The organism is Agromyces sp. NPDC058110, assembly GCF_042884735.1.
In the GTDB taxonomy this organism is placed as follows: Bacteria; Actinomycetota; Actinomycetes; order Actinomycetales; family Microbacteriaceae; genus Agromyces.
On sequence record NZ_JBHVTI010000001.1, the window covers coordinates 578,821 to 593,672 of the forward strand.

The 14,852-nt window shown below is 69.8% G+C and carries 15 protein-coding genes; 3 read left to right on the forward strand and 12 right to left on the reverse strand.

The window, feature by feature from the left end; translation table 11 throughout:
* Nucleotides 1-101 precede the first annotated feature (101 nt).
* The gene (locus tag ACFVS8_RS02810; protein ID WP_387057355.1) at nt 102-683 is read left to right on the forward strand and encodes a hypothetical protein; all 582 of its coding nucleotides are present in this window, start codon (nt 102-104) and stop codon (nt 681-683) included.
* Here ACFVS8_RS02810 and ACFVS8_RS02815 read toward each other — a convergent pair.
* From ACFVS8_RS02815 to pdxS, 12 genes are all read right to left on the reverse strand, one after another.
* The gene (locus tag ACFVS8_RS02815) at nt 670-2,925 is read right to left on the reverse strand and encodes a RelA/SpoT family protein (protein WP_387057357.1); all 2,256 of its coding nucleotides are present in this window, start codon (nt 2,923-2,925) and stop codon (nt 670-672) included. The genes ACFVS8_RS02810 and ACFVS8_RS02815 overlap by 14 nt on opposite strands.
* Before the next feature lie 71 nt (nt 2,926-2,996).
* Nucleotides 2,997-4,016 (reverse strand): protein translocase subunit SecF, encoded by a 1,020-nt coding sequence (gene secF / locus ACFVS8_RS02820; protein ID WP_387057359.1) that lies wholly within the window; start codon nt 4,014-4,016, stop codon nt 2,997-2,999.
* Nucleotides 4,016-5,749, reverse strand: a complete 1,734-nt coding sequence (gene secD / locus ACFVS8_RS02825; RefSeq protein WP_387057361.1) for a protein translocase subunit SecD — start codon at nt 5,747-5,749, stop codon at nt 4,016-4,018. Before secD ends, secF begins: the two co-directional genes overlap by 1 nt.
* A gap of 65 nt (nt 5,750-5,814) precedes the next feature.
* On the reverse strand, nt 5,815-6,210 hold the full coding sequence (gene yajC, locus ACFVS8_RS02830) for a preprotein translocase subunit YajC (protein WP_387057363.1): 396 nt from the start codon (nt 6,208-6,210) through the stop codon (nt 5,815-5,817).
* A gap of 72 nt (nt 6,211-6,282) precedes the next feature.
* Nucleotides 6,283-7,323 carry a Holliday junction branch migration DNA helicase RuvB gene (gene ruvB / locus ACFVS8_RS02835; RefSeq protein WP_387057365.1) on the reverse strand — a complete coding sequence of 347 codons (1,041 nt, stop codon included), beginning with the start codon at nt 7,321-7,323 and terminating at the stop codon, nt 6,283-6,285.
* Nucleotides 7,320-7,946: a Holliday junction branch migration protein RuvA gene (gene ruvA / locus ACFVS8_RS02840; RefSeq protein WP_387057367.1), complete on the reverse strand. Its 627-nt coding sequence runs from the start codon at nt 7,944-7,946 to the stop codon at nt 7,320-7,322. The genes ruvB and ruvA overlap by 4 nt, the downstream gene beginning before the upstream one ends.
* Nucleotides 7,943-8,554, reverse strand: coding sequence for a crossover junction endodeoxyribonuclease RuvC (gene ruvC, locus ACFVS8_RS02845; protein WP_387057369.1), 612 nt, complete (start codon nt 8,552-8,554; stop codon nt 7,943-7,945). The genes ruvA and ruvC overlap by 4 nt, the downstream gene beginning before the upstream one ends.
* Nucleotides 8,555-8,564: 10 nt before the next feature.
* Nucleotides 8,565-9,323 carry a YebC/PmpR family DNA-binding transcriptional regulator gene (locus ACFVS8_RS02850; RefSeq protein WP_387057371.1) on the reverse strand — a complete coding sequence of 253 codons (759 nt, stop codon included), beginning with the start codon at nt 9,321-9,323 and terminating at the stop codon, nt 8,565-8,567.
* An 83-nt stretch (nt 9,324-9,406) separates the two neighbouring features.
* The gene (locus tag ACFVS8_RS02855) at nt 9,407-9,955 is read right to left on the reverse strand and encodes a DUF1697 domain-containing protein (protein WP_387057373.1); all 549 of its coding nucleotides are present in this window, start codon (nt 9,953-9,955) and stop codon (nt 9,407-9,409) included.
* Nucleotides 9,956-10,079: 124 nt separating this feature from the next.
* Nucleotides 10,080-10,823: a hemerythrin domain-containing protein gene (locus ACFVS8_RS02860; RefSeq protein ID WP_387057375.1), complete on the reverse strand. Its 744-nt coding sequence runs from the start codon at nt 10,821-10,823 to the stop codon at nt 10,080-10,082.
* A 103-nt stretch (nt 10,824-10,926) separates the two neighbouring features.
* Entirely contained in the window at nt 10,927-11,577 is a 651-nt protein-coding gene (pdxT, locus tag ACFVS8_RS02865; protein WP_387057377.1) for a pyridoxal 5'-phosphate synthase glutaminase subunit PdxT, read from the reverse strand.
* On the reverse strand, nt 11,574-12,464 hold the full coding sequence (gene pdxS / locus ACFVS8_RS02870; protein WP_387057378.1) for a pyridoxal 5'-phosphate synthase lyase subunit PdxS: 891 nt from the start codon (nt 12,462-12,464) through the stop codon (nt 11,574-11,576). Before pdxS ends, pdxT begins: the two co-directional genes overlap by 4 nt.
* Nucleotides 12,465-12,586: 122 nt before the next feature.
* Here pdxS and ACFVS8_RS02875 point away from each other — a divergent pair, with 122 nt between their 5' ends.
* Both ACFVS8_RS02875 and pdxY read left to right on the forward strand, forming a co-directional pair.
* The gene (locus tag ACFVS8_RS02875; protein ID WP_387057380.1) at nt 12,587-13,933 is read left to right on the forward strand and encodes an aminotransferase class I/II-fold pyridoxal phosphate-dependent enzyme; all 1,347 of its coding nucleotides are present in this window, start codon (nt 12,587-12,589) and stop codon (nt 13,931-13,933) included.
* Nucleotides 13,934-13,964: 31 nt separating this feature from the next.
* Nucleotides 13,965-14,816 (forward strand): pyridoxal kinase PdxY, encoded by an 852-nt coding sequence (gene pdxY / locus ACFVS8_RS02880; protein WP_387057382.1) that lies wholly within the window; start codon nt 13,965-13,967, stop codon nt 14,814-14,816.
* Nucleotides 14,817-14,852: the final 36 nt, after the last annotated feature.

The following is a 14,852-nucleotide window of genomic DNA, read 5'->3' on the forward strand; positions in this document are numbered from 1 at the left end:
GTTCGGATCGAGCCGGGGGGCGTTCGCGTCAGCCGGCGCGAGTTCTCCACAGTCGACTGTTCTCAGTGCGCAGGACCGAGCGCCGCGTCCAAGATGAGGGCATGACCAGACTTCCCTCGGTGCTCGGAACCGACGACCTCTCGATCGCGGAACTGTGCGCCGCCCGCATCGACGGCGACCTGTTCGCCCTCGCAGACGCCTGGGCGCCGATCGACGAACCCGATCTTCCGGCCCTCCGCGCGCTCGCGGTCGCCCACGGTGCTCGCCGCGACCTCATCGTCGAGCGGATGTCTGCCGCTTGGGTTCATGGCGCCTGCGTATCGCTGCCGAGACGAGCGCAGTTCTGCGTGCCGGCCGATGCCCGGATCTCGATCATCTCCGATCCGGGCATCGTCGTGCGCGAGGTGCGCCTGTCGGACGACGAGGTGACGCTGATCGGAGGGGTGCGGTGCACCACCGTCGTGCGCACGGCGTTCGACCTGCTGCGTGATCCGACGACCGACGATCTCGAGGCGATCGACGCGGTCGCGATGCTCCTCACGGAGCACCCCGCGCTCGAGGCCGAGGTCCGGGAGCGACTCGACACGACCACCCGCGTGCCCTTCACCGCGCGCGCATCGTCGAGGCTCGACCGTGCGTCGGATGCCCGTCGGAGGGGTGTTTCGGGCTTCAGCCGTCGCTGACGCGGTACACGTCGTACACCGCGTCGATACGGCGCACGGCGTTCAGCACGCGGTCGAGGTGCGTGGTGTCGCCCATCTCGAAGACGAACTTGCTGAGCGCGAGCCGGTCGGTCGAGGTCGAGACGTTCGCCGAGAGGATGTTCACGTGGTGCTCCGAGAGCACCCGGGTGACGTCCGACAGCAGGCCGGCGCGATCGAGGGCCTCGATCTGGATCTGCACCAGGAACACGCTCTTCGAGCTCGGCGCCCACTCGACGTCGATCATGCGCTCCGACTCGCGCATCAAGGACTGCACGTTGTGGCAGGTCGACTGGTGCACCGAGACCCCCGAACCGCGGGTGATGAAGCCGACGATCTCGTCGCCCGGCACCGGGGTGCAGCATCGGGCCAGCTTGACGAGGATGTCGGGCGCTCCGCGCACGAGCACCCCCGAGTCGGAGTGCCGCTGCGTGGTCCGCGAGCGGGTCGGGATCGGCAGTTCGGCCTCGTCGCCCTCCTGCACGTCGCGCACGAGCGCGACGACCTTCTCGAGCACCGACTGGGTGGAGATATGGCCCTCGCCGACGGCCGCGTACAACGCCGAGACGTCTTCGTAGCGGAGCTGCGCCGCGACCTCGGCGAACGAGTCCTGGCTCATGAGCTTCTGCAGTGGCAGGTTCTGCTTGCGCATCGCCCGCGCGATCGCGTCGCGGCCCTGCTCGATGGCCTCGTCGCGCCGCTCCTTGGTGAACCACTGACGGATCTTGTTGCGCGCGCGGGGACTCTTGACGAAGCCGAGCCAGTCCTGGCTCGGACCGGAGTCGGGGTTCTTCGAGGTGAACACCTCGACGACGTCGCCGCTCGCGAGCGTGCTCTCGAGCGGAACCAGGCGACCGTTCACCTTGGCGCCCATCGTGCGATGGCCGACCTCGGTGTGCACCGCATAAGCGAAGTCGACGGGAGTCGCCCCGGCCGGAAGCCCGATCACGCGCCCCTTGGGCGTAAACACGTAGACCTCCTTCGCGCCGATCTCGTATCGGAGCGAATCGAGGAACTCCCCCGGATCGGCCGTCTCGGCCTGCCAGTCGGAGATGTGTGCGAGCCACGCCATGTCGGTCTCGTTGGCACTCGCGTTCGCGGAGTCGGCGCGGCCCGTGGCCATGCGCTCCTTGTACTTCCAGTGCGCGGCGACACCGTACTCGGCACGCTGGTGCATGTCGTGCGTTCGGATCTGGATCTCGACCGCACGGCCCTTCGGGCCGATGACGGTCGTATGCAGCGACTGGTAGAGGTTGAACTTCGGCGTCGCGATGTAGTCCTTGAACCGGCCCGGCACCGGCGTCCACCTCGCGTGGATCGAACCGAGAACCGCATAGCAGTCGCGAACCGAGTTGACGAGCACCCGGATGCCGACGAGGTCGTAGATCTCGTCGAAGTCGCGCCCGCGCACGATCATCTTCTGGTAGATCGAGTAGTACTGCTTCGGGCGCCCGGCGACCTTGCCCCGGATGCGGGCGCTCTTGAGGTCGTCGTTGACCAGGTCGATGACCTGCTGCACGAACTCCTCGCGCTGCGGGGTCCGCTGCTTGACGAGGCTCTCGATCTCGGCGTAGAGCTTCGGGTAGAGCACGGCGAACGAGAGGTCCTCGAGCTCCCACTTGATCGTCTGGATACCGAGGCGGTGAGCGAGCGGTGCGTAGATCTCGAGCGTCTCGGTCGCCTTGCGCGTCGCGGACTCGGCGGGCACGAAGCCCCAGGTCCGGGCGTTGTGCAGTCGGTCCGCCAGCTTGATGATCAGCACCCGGATGTCCTTCGACATCGCGACGATCATCTTGCGAACGGTCTCGGCCTGAGTGGAGTCGCCGTACTTGACCTTGTCGAGCTTCGTGACGCCGTCGACGAGCATCGCGATCTCGTCGCCGAAATCGGCGCGCACCTGGTCGAGGGTGTACGCCGTGTCTTCGACCGTGTCGTGCAGCAGCGCCGCGGCGACGGTCTTCGAGCCGATGCCGAGATCGGCGAGGATCTGCGCGACCGCGACCGGGTGCGTGATGTAGGGCTCGCCGCTCTTGCGCTTCTGGCCCTCATGGGCGCGCTCGGCGACCGTATATGCGCGCTCGACGAGCGCGAGGTCGGCCTTCGGGTGGTGCATGCGCACCGTGCGGAGCAGGGTGTCGACCGCCCCTGAGGGCGTGGCCTTCGAGAAGATGCGCGGCACGAGCCGTCGCAGCGATGCGGTCGAGTTGACCCCAGTCTCAGTCATGCGCACACCTCCGGAACTCAATTATCGTCGCTCCGGAGGCGTGCACATGCCGATCTCGCCGAGGGCGGACATCACGCGTGCGCGGGCTCCGCATCGGTACCGGCCGTCTCGCCTGCGCGCTCGCGATCCTTCAGCACCTTCAGGTCGTGCCGCTTGATCGCCGGCTCACCCTCGCGGAGCTGCGAGTAGAGCGGTGCGGCGAGGAAGACGGTCGACCAGGTGCCGACGAGGATGCCGATGAGCAGTGCGAGCGAGATGTCGCGCAGCGTGTCGGCACCGAGGGCGCCGGCGCCGATGAAGAGGATCGACGCGACGGGCAGCGCCGCGACGACGCTCGTGTTGATCGAGCGCACGAGGGTCTGGTTGACCGCGAGGTTGACGGACTCGGCGAACGTGCGCCGCGACTCCTGCCCGTCTTCGGCCGTGTTCTCACGGATCTTGTCGAACACGACGACGGTGTCGTACAGCGAGTAGCTGAGGATCGTGAGGATACCGATGGTCGCGGCCGGGCTGATCTCGAACCCGACTGCGGCGTAGAGCCCCACGGTCACGATCAGGTCGGCGATGAGCGCGAGGATCGCGGCGAGCGACATCTTCCAGGTGCGGAAGTAGATCGCCATGATGATGCCGGCGAGCAGCAGGAACGCGCCGAGGCCGACGAGGGCCTGCCTGGTGACATCCGCACCCCAGCTCGGACCGATGAACGAGGAGGTGACCTCCGACGCGGGCACCTCGTACGCCTCGGCCAGGGCCTTGCTCACCGCGAGCGAGTCGGCCTGCTCGAGCTGGTCGGTCTGCACGCGGATGCCGTCTTGGCCGACGACCTGTACGGTCGTGGTTGCCTCGGGGACGACCGACGCCACGGCGTCTTGCGCGATCGCGGGATCGGGGTTCGAGACGTCGGCGATCTGGAACTGCGAGCCGCCGCGGAACTCGATGCTGAAGTGCACGCCGCGGATCGCGGGGATCGCGATCGTGAGCACGATCAGCACTGCGGCGATGACGTACCAGGTCTTGCGGCCGCCGACGAAGTTGAACGAGCGCTTGCCCGTGTAGAGGTCGTTGCCGAACGTGGTCAGACGGCTCGCCATCAGGACTCCTTGCCTTCACTCGAACCTGCGCCGACGGTCGCGTTCGCCTTGCGCTCCGCGATGGTCTGACGACGCTGTGCTTCCTTCGAACTGGACGCCACCTTGCCGGCGGGCACCGCGACCGGCTTGCGGAACTCCGCGCGGCCCCGGTAGACCGCACCGAGCGCGGTCGGGTCGAGACCGGACCACGGGTTGCCGCTCGAGAAGAACTTCGTCTGCGCGAGCAGCTGCAGCATGGGGTGCGTGAACAGGATGACGACGATGACGTCGATGATCGTCGTGAGACCGAGCGTGTAGGCGAAGCCCTTCACACTGCCGACCGCGAGGATGAAGAGCACCACGGCGGCGAGCAGGTTCACGCCCTTCGACGCGAGCACGGTGCGGAACGCGCGCTTCCAGCCGGCTTCGACGGCGCCGACGAGCGGACGCCCGTCTCGGAGCTCGTCGCGCACGCGCTCGAAGTACACGATGAACGAGTCGGCCGTGAAGCCGATCGCCACGATCAGACCGGCGATACCGGCGAGCGAGAGGCGATAGCCTTCGCGCCACGACAGGATCGTGATCATCAGGTACGTGATGATGCCGGCGATCACGAGCGAGGCGATCGTCACCGACCCGAGCGCCCGGTATTGGAACAGCGTGTAGATCATGACCAGGATCAGGCCGATGATGCCCGCCAGCAGACCCGCCTGGAGCTGCGAGGTGCCGAGCGTGGGCGAGATCGTCTCGGACGACTCGACGGTGAAGCTCAGCGGCAGCGCGCCGAACTTGAGCTGGTCGGCGAGGGCCTTCGAGGACTCCTGCGTGAAGTTGCCGGTGATCTGCGGGCGACCGTCGGTGATCGCGCCGTTCATCGACGGGGCGGTGAGCACCGCACCGTCGAGCACGAACGCGAACTGGTCGCGCGGCGTCTGGCCTGAGAGGCCGTAAAGGCGCGTGCTGACCGACGCGAAGTCCTTGGTGCCCTGGTCGTCGAACTGGATGTTGACGGCCCACTGCCCCGTGCTCGCACCCGTCTGGGTCTGCACCTGGCCGTTGGTGGCGTCGACGATGTTCTCGCCGCTCGCCTCGACCGGGCCGAGCAGGTACTTGACCTGTCGCGACTGGTCGCACGTGACGAGCGGCTCGTCGGCCGGGGCCACGTTGGTCTCGGCGTCGTCGAGCGTCGAGCAGTCGAACGTGTCGAACTCCTCCTGCAGGGCGGGAGTCACCCAGGCCGGGTCGCTGCCGTCGGTCGGCTCGGTCGTCGGCGTCGACGAGAGCTCCTCGGCGGGCTCCGTGGCGGCGGGGTCGTCGGACGGGCTGATCTGCTGGTTCGTCGCGGCATCCGACAGGAGCACCGCACGCAGCTCGAGCTTCGCCGACGACTCGATGCGCGCACGCGTCTGGTCGTCGAGTTCACCCGGGATGCGGACGACGACGTTCGACCCCTCGGTGTTGATCTCGGGCTCGGCGACGCCCGAGGCGTCGACGCGCTGGCGGATGATCGACACCGCCTGGTCGAGCTGCTCCTGCGTCGCGGTCTCGCCGCTCTCGAGCTGCGGCTCGAGGATGATCTGCGTGCCGCCCTCGAGGTCGAGGGCGAGTTTCGGCGTCCAGGAGCCGCCGCCCCAGATCACACCGGCAGCGTTGACGGCGAAGAGGCCGACGATGATCACGCCCAGCCAGGTGAGGGATCGCCAGGCCTTGCGAACGGACGCCGGACGCGACGACCGCTTGGAGGGTGCAGCCACAGGTTCTGCTTTCTTTGCAGGAGCCCACGCCGAAGCGGCGTGGGCCGTTCCTCGGGTGTAGGGGTTTAGTCTTCCGACTTCTTGGTGTCGGGCGTCGTGTCGTTGGGGTTCTCGGCACGGTGCGCCTCATCGCGCTCGCCGAACTCGGGCTCGCCCTCGATCGCCTCGTGGGCGCCGGCCTCGTCTTCGACGGCGGCGGGCTCGACCACGCGGGCGATGGTCTGGCGGTGCACGGTGAGCACGGTGCCGGGTGCGGCCTCGAGCTGCACCTGGTTCTCCTCTTCGTCGATCGAGACGATCGTGCCGAACACGCCGAAGTTCGTCATGACCCGGGCACCGGGAACCACGCTCGACTGCAGCTTCTGGGCCTCGGCCTGACGCTTGCGCGAGTTGCGGAACATGAAGAAGATCAGGACCGCCAGGACGGCGAGCATGATGATGGTGAACGGATCGAGCGTCATTTGGGGGGAGAACCTTCCGGAGTGCGGTGAACCGCACGAAGTCGACGGCGGTGAGGACTGAGCCTCAATGGATTATAGGTCATCGATCGGAAGAGCCGTGTCGCCGTTCGCGAGCCCGAAATGCCGCCATGCGGCAGGCGTCGCGACGCGCCCGCGAGGCGTTCGCGTGATCAAACCGATGCGCACGAGGAACGGCTCGACGACGGCCTCGATGGTCTCGGACTCCTCGCCGACCGATACCGCGAGGGTGTTCAGGCCGACCGGTCCGCCGCCGAACCGCGTCAGGATCGTCTGCATCACGGCGCGGTCGAGTCGATCGAGCCCGAGCGCGTCGACGTCGTAGAGGTCGAGCGCGGCCTGCACCGTGGCGACGTCTGCGCGCCCCGTGTGCACGAGCGCGTAGTCGCGCACGCGCCGGAGCAGGCGGTTCGCGATGCGCGGCGTGCCGCGGCACCGCCCGGAGATCTCGACGAGGGCCGCGCGATCGATGTCGAGACCGAGCATCGCGGCGGCACGCGCCAGCACCTGCTCGAGCTCGGCGTCGTCGTAGAACTCGAGATGGGCCGTGAAGCCGAACCGGTCGCGCAGCGGGTTCGGCAGCAGTCCGGCGCGCGTCGTCGCCCCGACGAGGGTGAACGGCGCGAGGTCGAGAGGCACGGAGGTCGCTCCGGCGCCCTTGCCGACCATGATGTCGATGCGGAAGTCCTCCATGGCGAGGTAGAGCATCTCCTCTGCCGAACGCGCCATGCGGTGGATCTCGTCGATGAAGAGCACCTCGCCCGGAACGAGCGAGCTCAGGATCGCGGCGAGGTCGCCCGCGTGCTGGATCGCGGGACCGCTCGACATGCGCAGCGGACGACCGCTCTCGTGCGCGACGATCATCGCGAGGGTCGTCTTGCCGAGGCCGGGCGGGCCGGCGAGCAGGATGTGGTCTGGCGTGCGCTGCTGCAGGGTCGCCGCGGTGAGCAGCAGTTGCAGCTGCCCGCGCACGCGGGTCTGGCCCACGAACTCCGCGAGGCTGCGCGGACGGAGGGCGCCCTCGAACGCCAGCTCCGCCTCGGATGCGAGCACGGGGTCGGTCAGATCGAGGTCTGCTCCCCCGGCGTCGCTCATCGGGCCCTCCCGGAGGCCTGCGACGGACCGAGCCGGGCGAGCGAGAGTCGCAGCACCGCCGGCACCGATGCGGCATCGGCGGCGGTCGCCTCGGCCATGACCTCGTCGACGGCCTCGACCGCCGCGCGCTCGGACCAGCCCAGGCCGGTGAGTGCCGCGAGCACGCTGTCGGCGACGCCGCGCGGGATGTGGGTCGCGCCCGCCGACGCCTCGGCGGCGGCCGGGGCGACGAGCTTGCCGGCGAGCGAGACCGTGATGAGCTTCGCCGTTTTGGGCCCGATGCCCGAGACCTTGCGGAAGGCGGCGTCGTCGTCGCCGGCGATGGCCGTGGCGATCTGCGACGGCGACATCGCCGAGAGCACTCCGAGCGCCGAGCGCGGACCGACGCCGGTCACGCCGATGAGGAGTTCGAACACGTCGAGCTCGTCGCGCGTGCCGAACCCGAACAGGGTCAGGGCGTCTTCGCGGACGATGAGGCTCGTGTGCACGAACAGCTCATGGCCCTCGCGGGCGGCGAGCACGAGTGCGGGGGTGGTGTGCACCTGCATGCCGACACCGCCGACCTCGAGGACGAGCGTGGTGCCTGCGGCGACGAGCACCTGGCCGCGGAGGGAGGAGATCACTCCTTCACCCTACGGGCGGCCCCCGACACGGCCGCGGAACGCTCCGCGGCGAGCCACGCCCGCTGCGCGGGGGTGAGGGTGCTCGCGGATGCCGCGTCGGGGTTCGACGAGTCGGCGACGGCGGCACCTGCGACCCCGCCCGTGCGCCAGGCGTGGCAGATGGCCAGCGCGAGCGAGTCCGCGGCATCCGCGGGCTTGGGCACCGACTCGAGCCCGAGGATGCGCGCGACCATCGCGCCGACCTGGGCCTTGTCGGCGCGACCGTAGCCCGTGATCGCCGCTTTCACCTCGCTCGGCGTGTGGAGGGCGACGGGCAGCCTGCGCCGGGCCGCGAGCAGCATCGCGACGCCCGAGATCTGCGCCGTTCCCATGATCGTCGAGACGTCGCTGCGAGCGAACACCCGCTCGAGCGCGACGGCCTGCGGCCGGTGCTCGTCGAGGATCGCCTCGAGCCCCTCGGCGATGCGCACGAGGCGGTTCGGCGTGTCGAGGTCGGCCGGTGTGCGCAGCACGACCACGTCGACGAGCCGCGCCGTGCGGTTCGCCTCGACGTCGACCACGCCCACGCCGCATCTGGTGAGGCCGGGGTCGATGCCGAGCACCCGCACGGAGGTCGGCCTACTCGTCGGACTCGAGCTCGGCCTGCACCTCGGCGGTGAGGTCGAAGTTCGCGTACACGTTCTGCACGTCGTCGCTGTCTTCGAGGGCGTCGATGAGGCGGAAGACCTTGCGCGCGGCGTCGGCGTCGATCTCGACCTTGAGGTTCGGCACGAACTCGATGTCGGCGGACTCGTAGTCGAGTCCGGCCTCCTGCAGCGCCTTGCGCACGTCGACCATGGCCGACGGGTCGGTGACGACCTCGAAGCCCTGCGCGTGCGGCTCGATCTCTTCTGCGCCGGCCTCGAGGGCCGCCATCATGACGTCGTCTTCGGTCGTGCCCTCGCCCGAGACGACGATGACGCCCTTGCGCGAGAAGTTGTAGGCGACCGAACCGGGGTCGGCGAGCGTGCCGTTGTTGCGGTTCAGGCCGGTGCGCACCTCGGCGGCGGCACGGTTCTTGTTGTCGGTGAGCACCTCGATCATGAGGGCCACGCCCGCCGGGCCGTACGCCTCGTACGTGATGCTCTGGTACTCGACGGCCTCGCCGCCGATGCCGGCGCCGCGCTTGATGGCACGGTCGATGTTGTCGTTCGGCACCGAGGTCTTCTTGGCCTTCTGCACGGCGTCGTACAGGGTGGGGTTGCCGTTCATGTCGGCCCCGCCCATCTTGGCGGCGACCTCGATGTTCTTGATGAGCTTCGCGAACGACTTGGCACGGCGCGAGTCGATGATCGCCTTCTTGTGCTTGGTCGTCGCCCACTTGGAATGCCCGGACATGCGTCTCCTGAATCGAATCCTCCGCGACCGATGCGTTCCGGTTCGCGCCAGACCAGTCTAGCCAGCGCGCGTTCAGGAGGGGTTCAAGCGAGCAGCTTGACCAGGGTCCGCAGATTGCGATTCGTGGTCGTCGGCTTGAACCGCGCCTTCGCGGTGAGCTTGGAGAAGGCGCTGTCGACTCCGCGCTCGCGCCGGTTGTGCCAGTACAGCACCCCGTCTCCCGCCTGCACGACGTCGTCGGCCGCGTCGAGATCGCTGCTCGCCTCCTGCAGCTCGGCGAGATGTGCGGCATCCGACCCGAACAGCACGTAGGGATGCCAGCCCTCGCGCTCGGGGTCGAAGGGGAACGCCGCGACGACGCGCTCCAGCTCCTCGCGGGTGAGCAGCACGATCCACGCCTCGTACCCGAAGCGTTCGCCGAGCGCTCGCTCGATCCGGGCCTTCAGGGCGACGGATGCCGCGGCCGGCCCCTCGTCGTCGGGATCGCCGTCGTCGAACGCGACGTTCCCGCTGGCGAGCACCGTTCGCACGCCGCTGAACCCGAGCGACTCGAAGAGTGCCTTGAGGTCGGCGGACTTGACGGTGATGCCGCCGACGTTCACCCCTCGGAGGAGGGCGATGTACGAGGTCATGGGCCGAGCGTACGACGCCGCAGCCGCAAGTGGGAGCCGATCGCCCTCCCGGCCTCAGGCGAACGCGGGAGCCGATCGCCCTCCCGGCCTCAGGCGAACGCGGGAGCCGATCGCCCTCCCGGCCTCAGGCGAACGCGGGAGCCGCGCCCGTGGATCCGCGGGGCTCGCGGCCGTGCGAGCGCAGGCGCTCGACCGCGCGCTCGTACTGGCGGCGGCCGACCGCGCGGTACGCGAGTCGCACCGGGGCAGGCATCTCCTTCGCCAGCCACTGCTCGCGCTCGGCCTCGGGCACGCTCTCGATCATGAGGCCGAGCAGCACGAAGATGGGCATCGGCGGCTTGTGCCGCTGGGCGTGCCTGTGGATGTCGTCCCACTCGGCGTCCGAGAGGATCGCGTCGAGCACGGGGAACGCGTCGCGCTCCTCGTCGGCGAGGTGCTCGACGAGCAGCCGGTCGACCTCCTCGAGCTCGGATGCGATCCTGGCGGCCGTCCGCGCGTCGGCCCGGTGCGCCCACCGGTCGACGAGCGCGTCCGCGACGTCGAGCCGGTCGGAGACCGCTCCGTGCTGACGCCGCATGAGCTCGACGTGCAGCCCGCAGGCCGGGGCCCGGTCGGTCATCACGTCCCAGAAGTAGGCGTCCTCGGTGCGGTGGTGCACGTGCAGGAGCGCGATGATGCCGTGCAGGTGCTTGGCCACGCGCCTGGCGTGCGCCGTGTCGTCGGGGGCGACGCCCCGCACGAGCGACGGCGCCTCGGCGAACAGCCGGCGGAAGAGCCGGTGGATGACGACGACCTCGTCGCTGCGACAGGTCGTGCTGGGGGCGGCGGCGGGATCGGGCGCACCGGTGCTGGGAAGGCGTGTGGTCATGCGGCCACCCAACCGCGGCACGGGCACCGCCGCACCGGGGACAACCCCATGATCTGATCGGGGTCGCCCCGCGTGCCCCGCCCGGGTGAGCCCTGACCTTCGGTTACGCCGCCAGCGCGCGGGCTCGCACCTTGTCGAGGAAGTACTCGTGGAAGCGGTGCTCCCCCGTGATCTCGGGGTGGAAGCTCGTGCCGAGCAGGTTGCCCTGCTCGACGGCGACGACGCGGCCGTCGGCGAGCGTCGCGAGCGGGGTCGCCCGAGCGCCGACCGACTCAACGACCGGGCCGCGGATGAACACCGCGTGCACCGGCGCGTGGCCGAGCGCGGGCACCTCGAGGTCGGTCTCGAACGACTGGTTCTGCGAGCCGAAGGCGTTGCGGCGAACCTCGACGTCGAGGCCACCGAGGGACTCCTGACCCTCGATGGCGTCGAGGACTGTGTCGGCGAGCATGATCAGGCCGGCGCAGGTGCCGTAGATGGGCAGGCCGCCGGCGATCGCCGTCCGGAGCGGCCGGGCGAGGCCGAACATGCGCGAGAGCTTGTCCATGACGCTCGACTCGCCGCCGGGGATCACGAGCCCGTCGATCGCGTCGACGTCGGTCGGCCGGCGCACGAGCGACACGTTCGCGCCGAGACCGGCGAGCACGCGCGCGTGCTCGCGGAAGTCGCCCTGCAGCGCGAGCACGCCGACGCGGGGGGCGTCGGCCGAGGCCGACTCCCCCGCGTCGAGCGACGCCCGGTGGAGGGTCGTCACCAGCCGCGCTCGGCGAGCCGGTGCGGTGCGGCGAGGTCGGCGACGTTGATGCCGACCATGGCCTCGCCGAGACCGCGCGACACCTCCGCGATGACGGCGGGGTCGTCGTAGAACGCGGTCGCCTTGACAACGGCTGCGGCGCGCGCCTCGGGGTTGCCCGACTTGAAGATGCCGGAGCCGACGAAGACGCCGTCGGCGCCGAGCTGCATCATCATCGCTGCGTCGGCTGGCGTCGCGACGCCGCCCGCGGTGAAGAGCACGACGGGCAGCTTGCCCGTCTCGGCGATCTCGACCACGAGTTCGTACGGCGCCTGCAGTTCCTTCGCCGCGACGTAGAGCTCGTCCTTCGTCATGGAGCGCAGCACGTTGATCTCGGACGTGATCTTGCGGATGTGCTTGGTCGCCTCGGACACGTCGCCGGTGCCGGCCTCGCCCTTGGAGCGGATCATGGCCGCACCCTCGTTGATGCGACGGAGCGCCTCGCCCAGGTTGGTCGCACCGCACACGAACGGCGTGTTGAACGCCCACTTGTCGATGTGGTTCACGTAGTCGGCCGGCGAGAGCACCTCGGACTCGTCGATGTAGTCGACGTCGAGCGCCTGCAGCACCTGCGCCTCGACGAAGTGGCCGATGCGGGCCTTCGCCATGACGGGGATCGAGACCTCGGCGATGATCGCCTCGATGAGGTCGGGGTCGCTCATGCGGGCGACACCGCCCTGGGCGCGGATGTCGGCGGGCACGCGCTCGAGCGCCATGACGGCGACGGCACCGGCGTCCTCGGCGATGCGGGCCTGCTCGGGGGTGACGACGTCCATGATCACGCCGCCCTTCAGCATCTCGGCGAGGCCGCGCTTCACGCGGCTGGAGCCCGTCTCGGGTACGGTCACTGGGGATCCCTTCGGAGGTGCGCGCCGACGACGCGCAGCAGTTCAGACAAAGAGGATGTTTGTCCTAGGCCAAAAGGTAGCATGGGCGACAAGCGACCGCAGACGAGAAGAAGGACGGTGACGTGATCGTCGACATCGAAGGCCGCTCGGCGTCCGAGATCGCCGAAAGCCTCCGCACGCTCATCGAGCGCGGCGCACTGCGCCCGGGCGACGCGCTGCCGCCCGTGCGCGCCCTCGCCGAGCAGCTCGGCGTCAACCGCAACACCGCGGTTTCGGCGTACCGGCAGCTCACGAACGCGGGCGTGGTCGTCACCCTAGGCCGCGGCGGCACGCGCGTCGCTGCCGCGTCGCCCGTCGCGCAGGAGGGCTTCGCCGCCGACACCGCGCTCCGCGACCTCGCCACGGGCAACCCCGACGCCTCCCGCATCCCCGATCCGTCCGCCGCCCTCGCCGGCATCGCCCGCCGACCGGTGCTCTACGGCGAGCCCGTCATCGACCCCGGCCTCGAGGGGGCGGCGCAGGAGTGGATGAGCACCGACCTCCCCGACGGCACGCCGATGCGCATCACCGTCACGAGCGGCGCGGCCGACGCCGTCGAGCGCCTGCTCGCCCAGGCCCTGACCCGCGACGACGCGGTCGCCCTCGAGGACCCGTGCTTCCTCACCAGCATCCACACCGTGCGCGTCGCCGGATACCGCCCTGTGCCCGTGCCGGTCGACGACGAGGGCATGACCGTCGAGGGGCTCCGCGCCGCGCTCGAGCAGGGTGTGCGGGCCGTCATCTGCACGCCCCGCGCGCAGAACCCGACGGGTGCGAGCCTGTCGGCGCAGCGCGCGGCCGACCTGCGAGCCGTGCTCGCGGAGCATCCGTACGTGCTCGTCATCGAGGACGACCACTACTCGCTGCTCTCGAGGCGCCCCCATCACTCGATGATCGGCCCGGGCCACCGACGATGGGCCCTGGTGCGCTCGGTGTCGAAGTTCCTCGGTCCCGACATGTGCCTCGCCGTCACTGCATCCGACCCCGAGACGGCCGACCGGCTCGCGATGCGGCTGACACCCGGCACGACCTGGGTCAGCCACCTGCTGCAGCGCCTCGTGCACGCACTCCTCGGCGACCCCGACGTGCGCGAGCGCATCGAACGGGCTGGCGAGCACTACGCCGAGCGAAACGCGCGGTTCGCCGGCCTGCTCGCGCACGAGGGAATGCAGGCCGATCCCGGCGACGGTCTCAACGTCTGGGTCCCGCTGGGCGTGCCCGCGCGCGACGTCTCCGAGCAGCTCATGCGTCGCGGATGGCTCGTCCGCCCCGGCGACGAATTCGCGCTGGGCGACAGATCGCCTTCCGAGCGCCTGCGCCTCACGGTGCACGAGCTTCCCGACGTCGACCTGGCGAAGCTCGCGGCCGACATCGGCGCGTCGGTGCTCGCGGTCCGGGCGGTGCGCGACCAGCACCGTCTCCCGGGCTGAGCGCACCCGCCGAAGGTGCGATGATCGATCGGTGAAGATTCTCTCGATCCAGTCGGCGGTCGCCTACGGCCACGTCGGCAACTCAGCCGCCGTCTTCCCCCTGCAGCGCATCGGCGTCGAGGTGATGCCGGTCTACACGGTCAACTTCTCGAACCACACGGGCTACGGCGCCTGGCGCGGGCCGCTCATCTCGCCCGACGACGTCCGCGAGGTCATCACCGGCATCGAGGAGCGCGGCGCCTTCCCGAGCACCGACGCCGTGCTCTCGGGCTATCAGGGCGGCGAGGGCATCGCCGACGTCATCCTCGACGCCGTCGCGCGGGTCAAGGCCGCGAACCCCGAGGCGATCTACGCGTGCGACCCCGTCATGGGCAACGCGAAATCCGGATGCTTCGTGGCGCCGGCCATCCCGATCCTGCTCCGCGAGCGCGTGGTCCCCGCCGCCGACCTCATCACGCCGAACCAGTTCGAGCTCGGCTTCCTGACCGACACCGAACCCGACACCCTCGAGTCGACGCTCGCCTCGGTCGACCTGATCCGCGCGACCGGCCCGTCGATCGTGCTCGTCACGAGCGTCGAGCGCCCCGACCGTGAAGCGGGCACGATCGAGATGCTCGCCGTCGACGACCACGGCGCATGGATCGTGCAGACTCCCCTGCTGCCCATGAAGGCCAACGGCTCGGGCGACGTCAGCGCCGCCCTCTTCACGGCGCACTACCTGCGCACCCGCGACGCCGCAGACGCCCTCGCGCGCACCACGTCGAGCGTGTTCGACCTGCTCGAGCGCACCTACGAGTCGGGCGAGCGCGAGCTGCAGCTCGTCGGGTCCCAGGAGGCCTACGCCAACCCGCGCATGCAGTTCACCGTCCGCAAGGTGCGCTGACCACCGGCATCCGCTCGGTCGCATCGATCGGGCGGA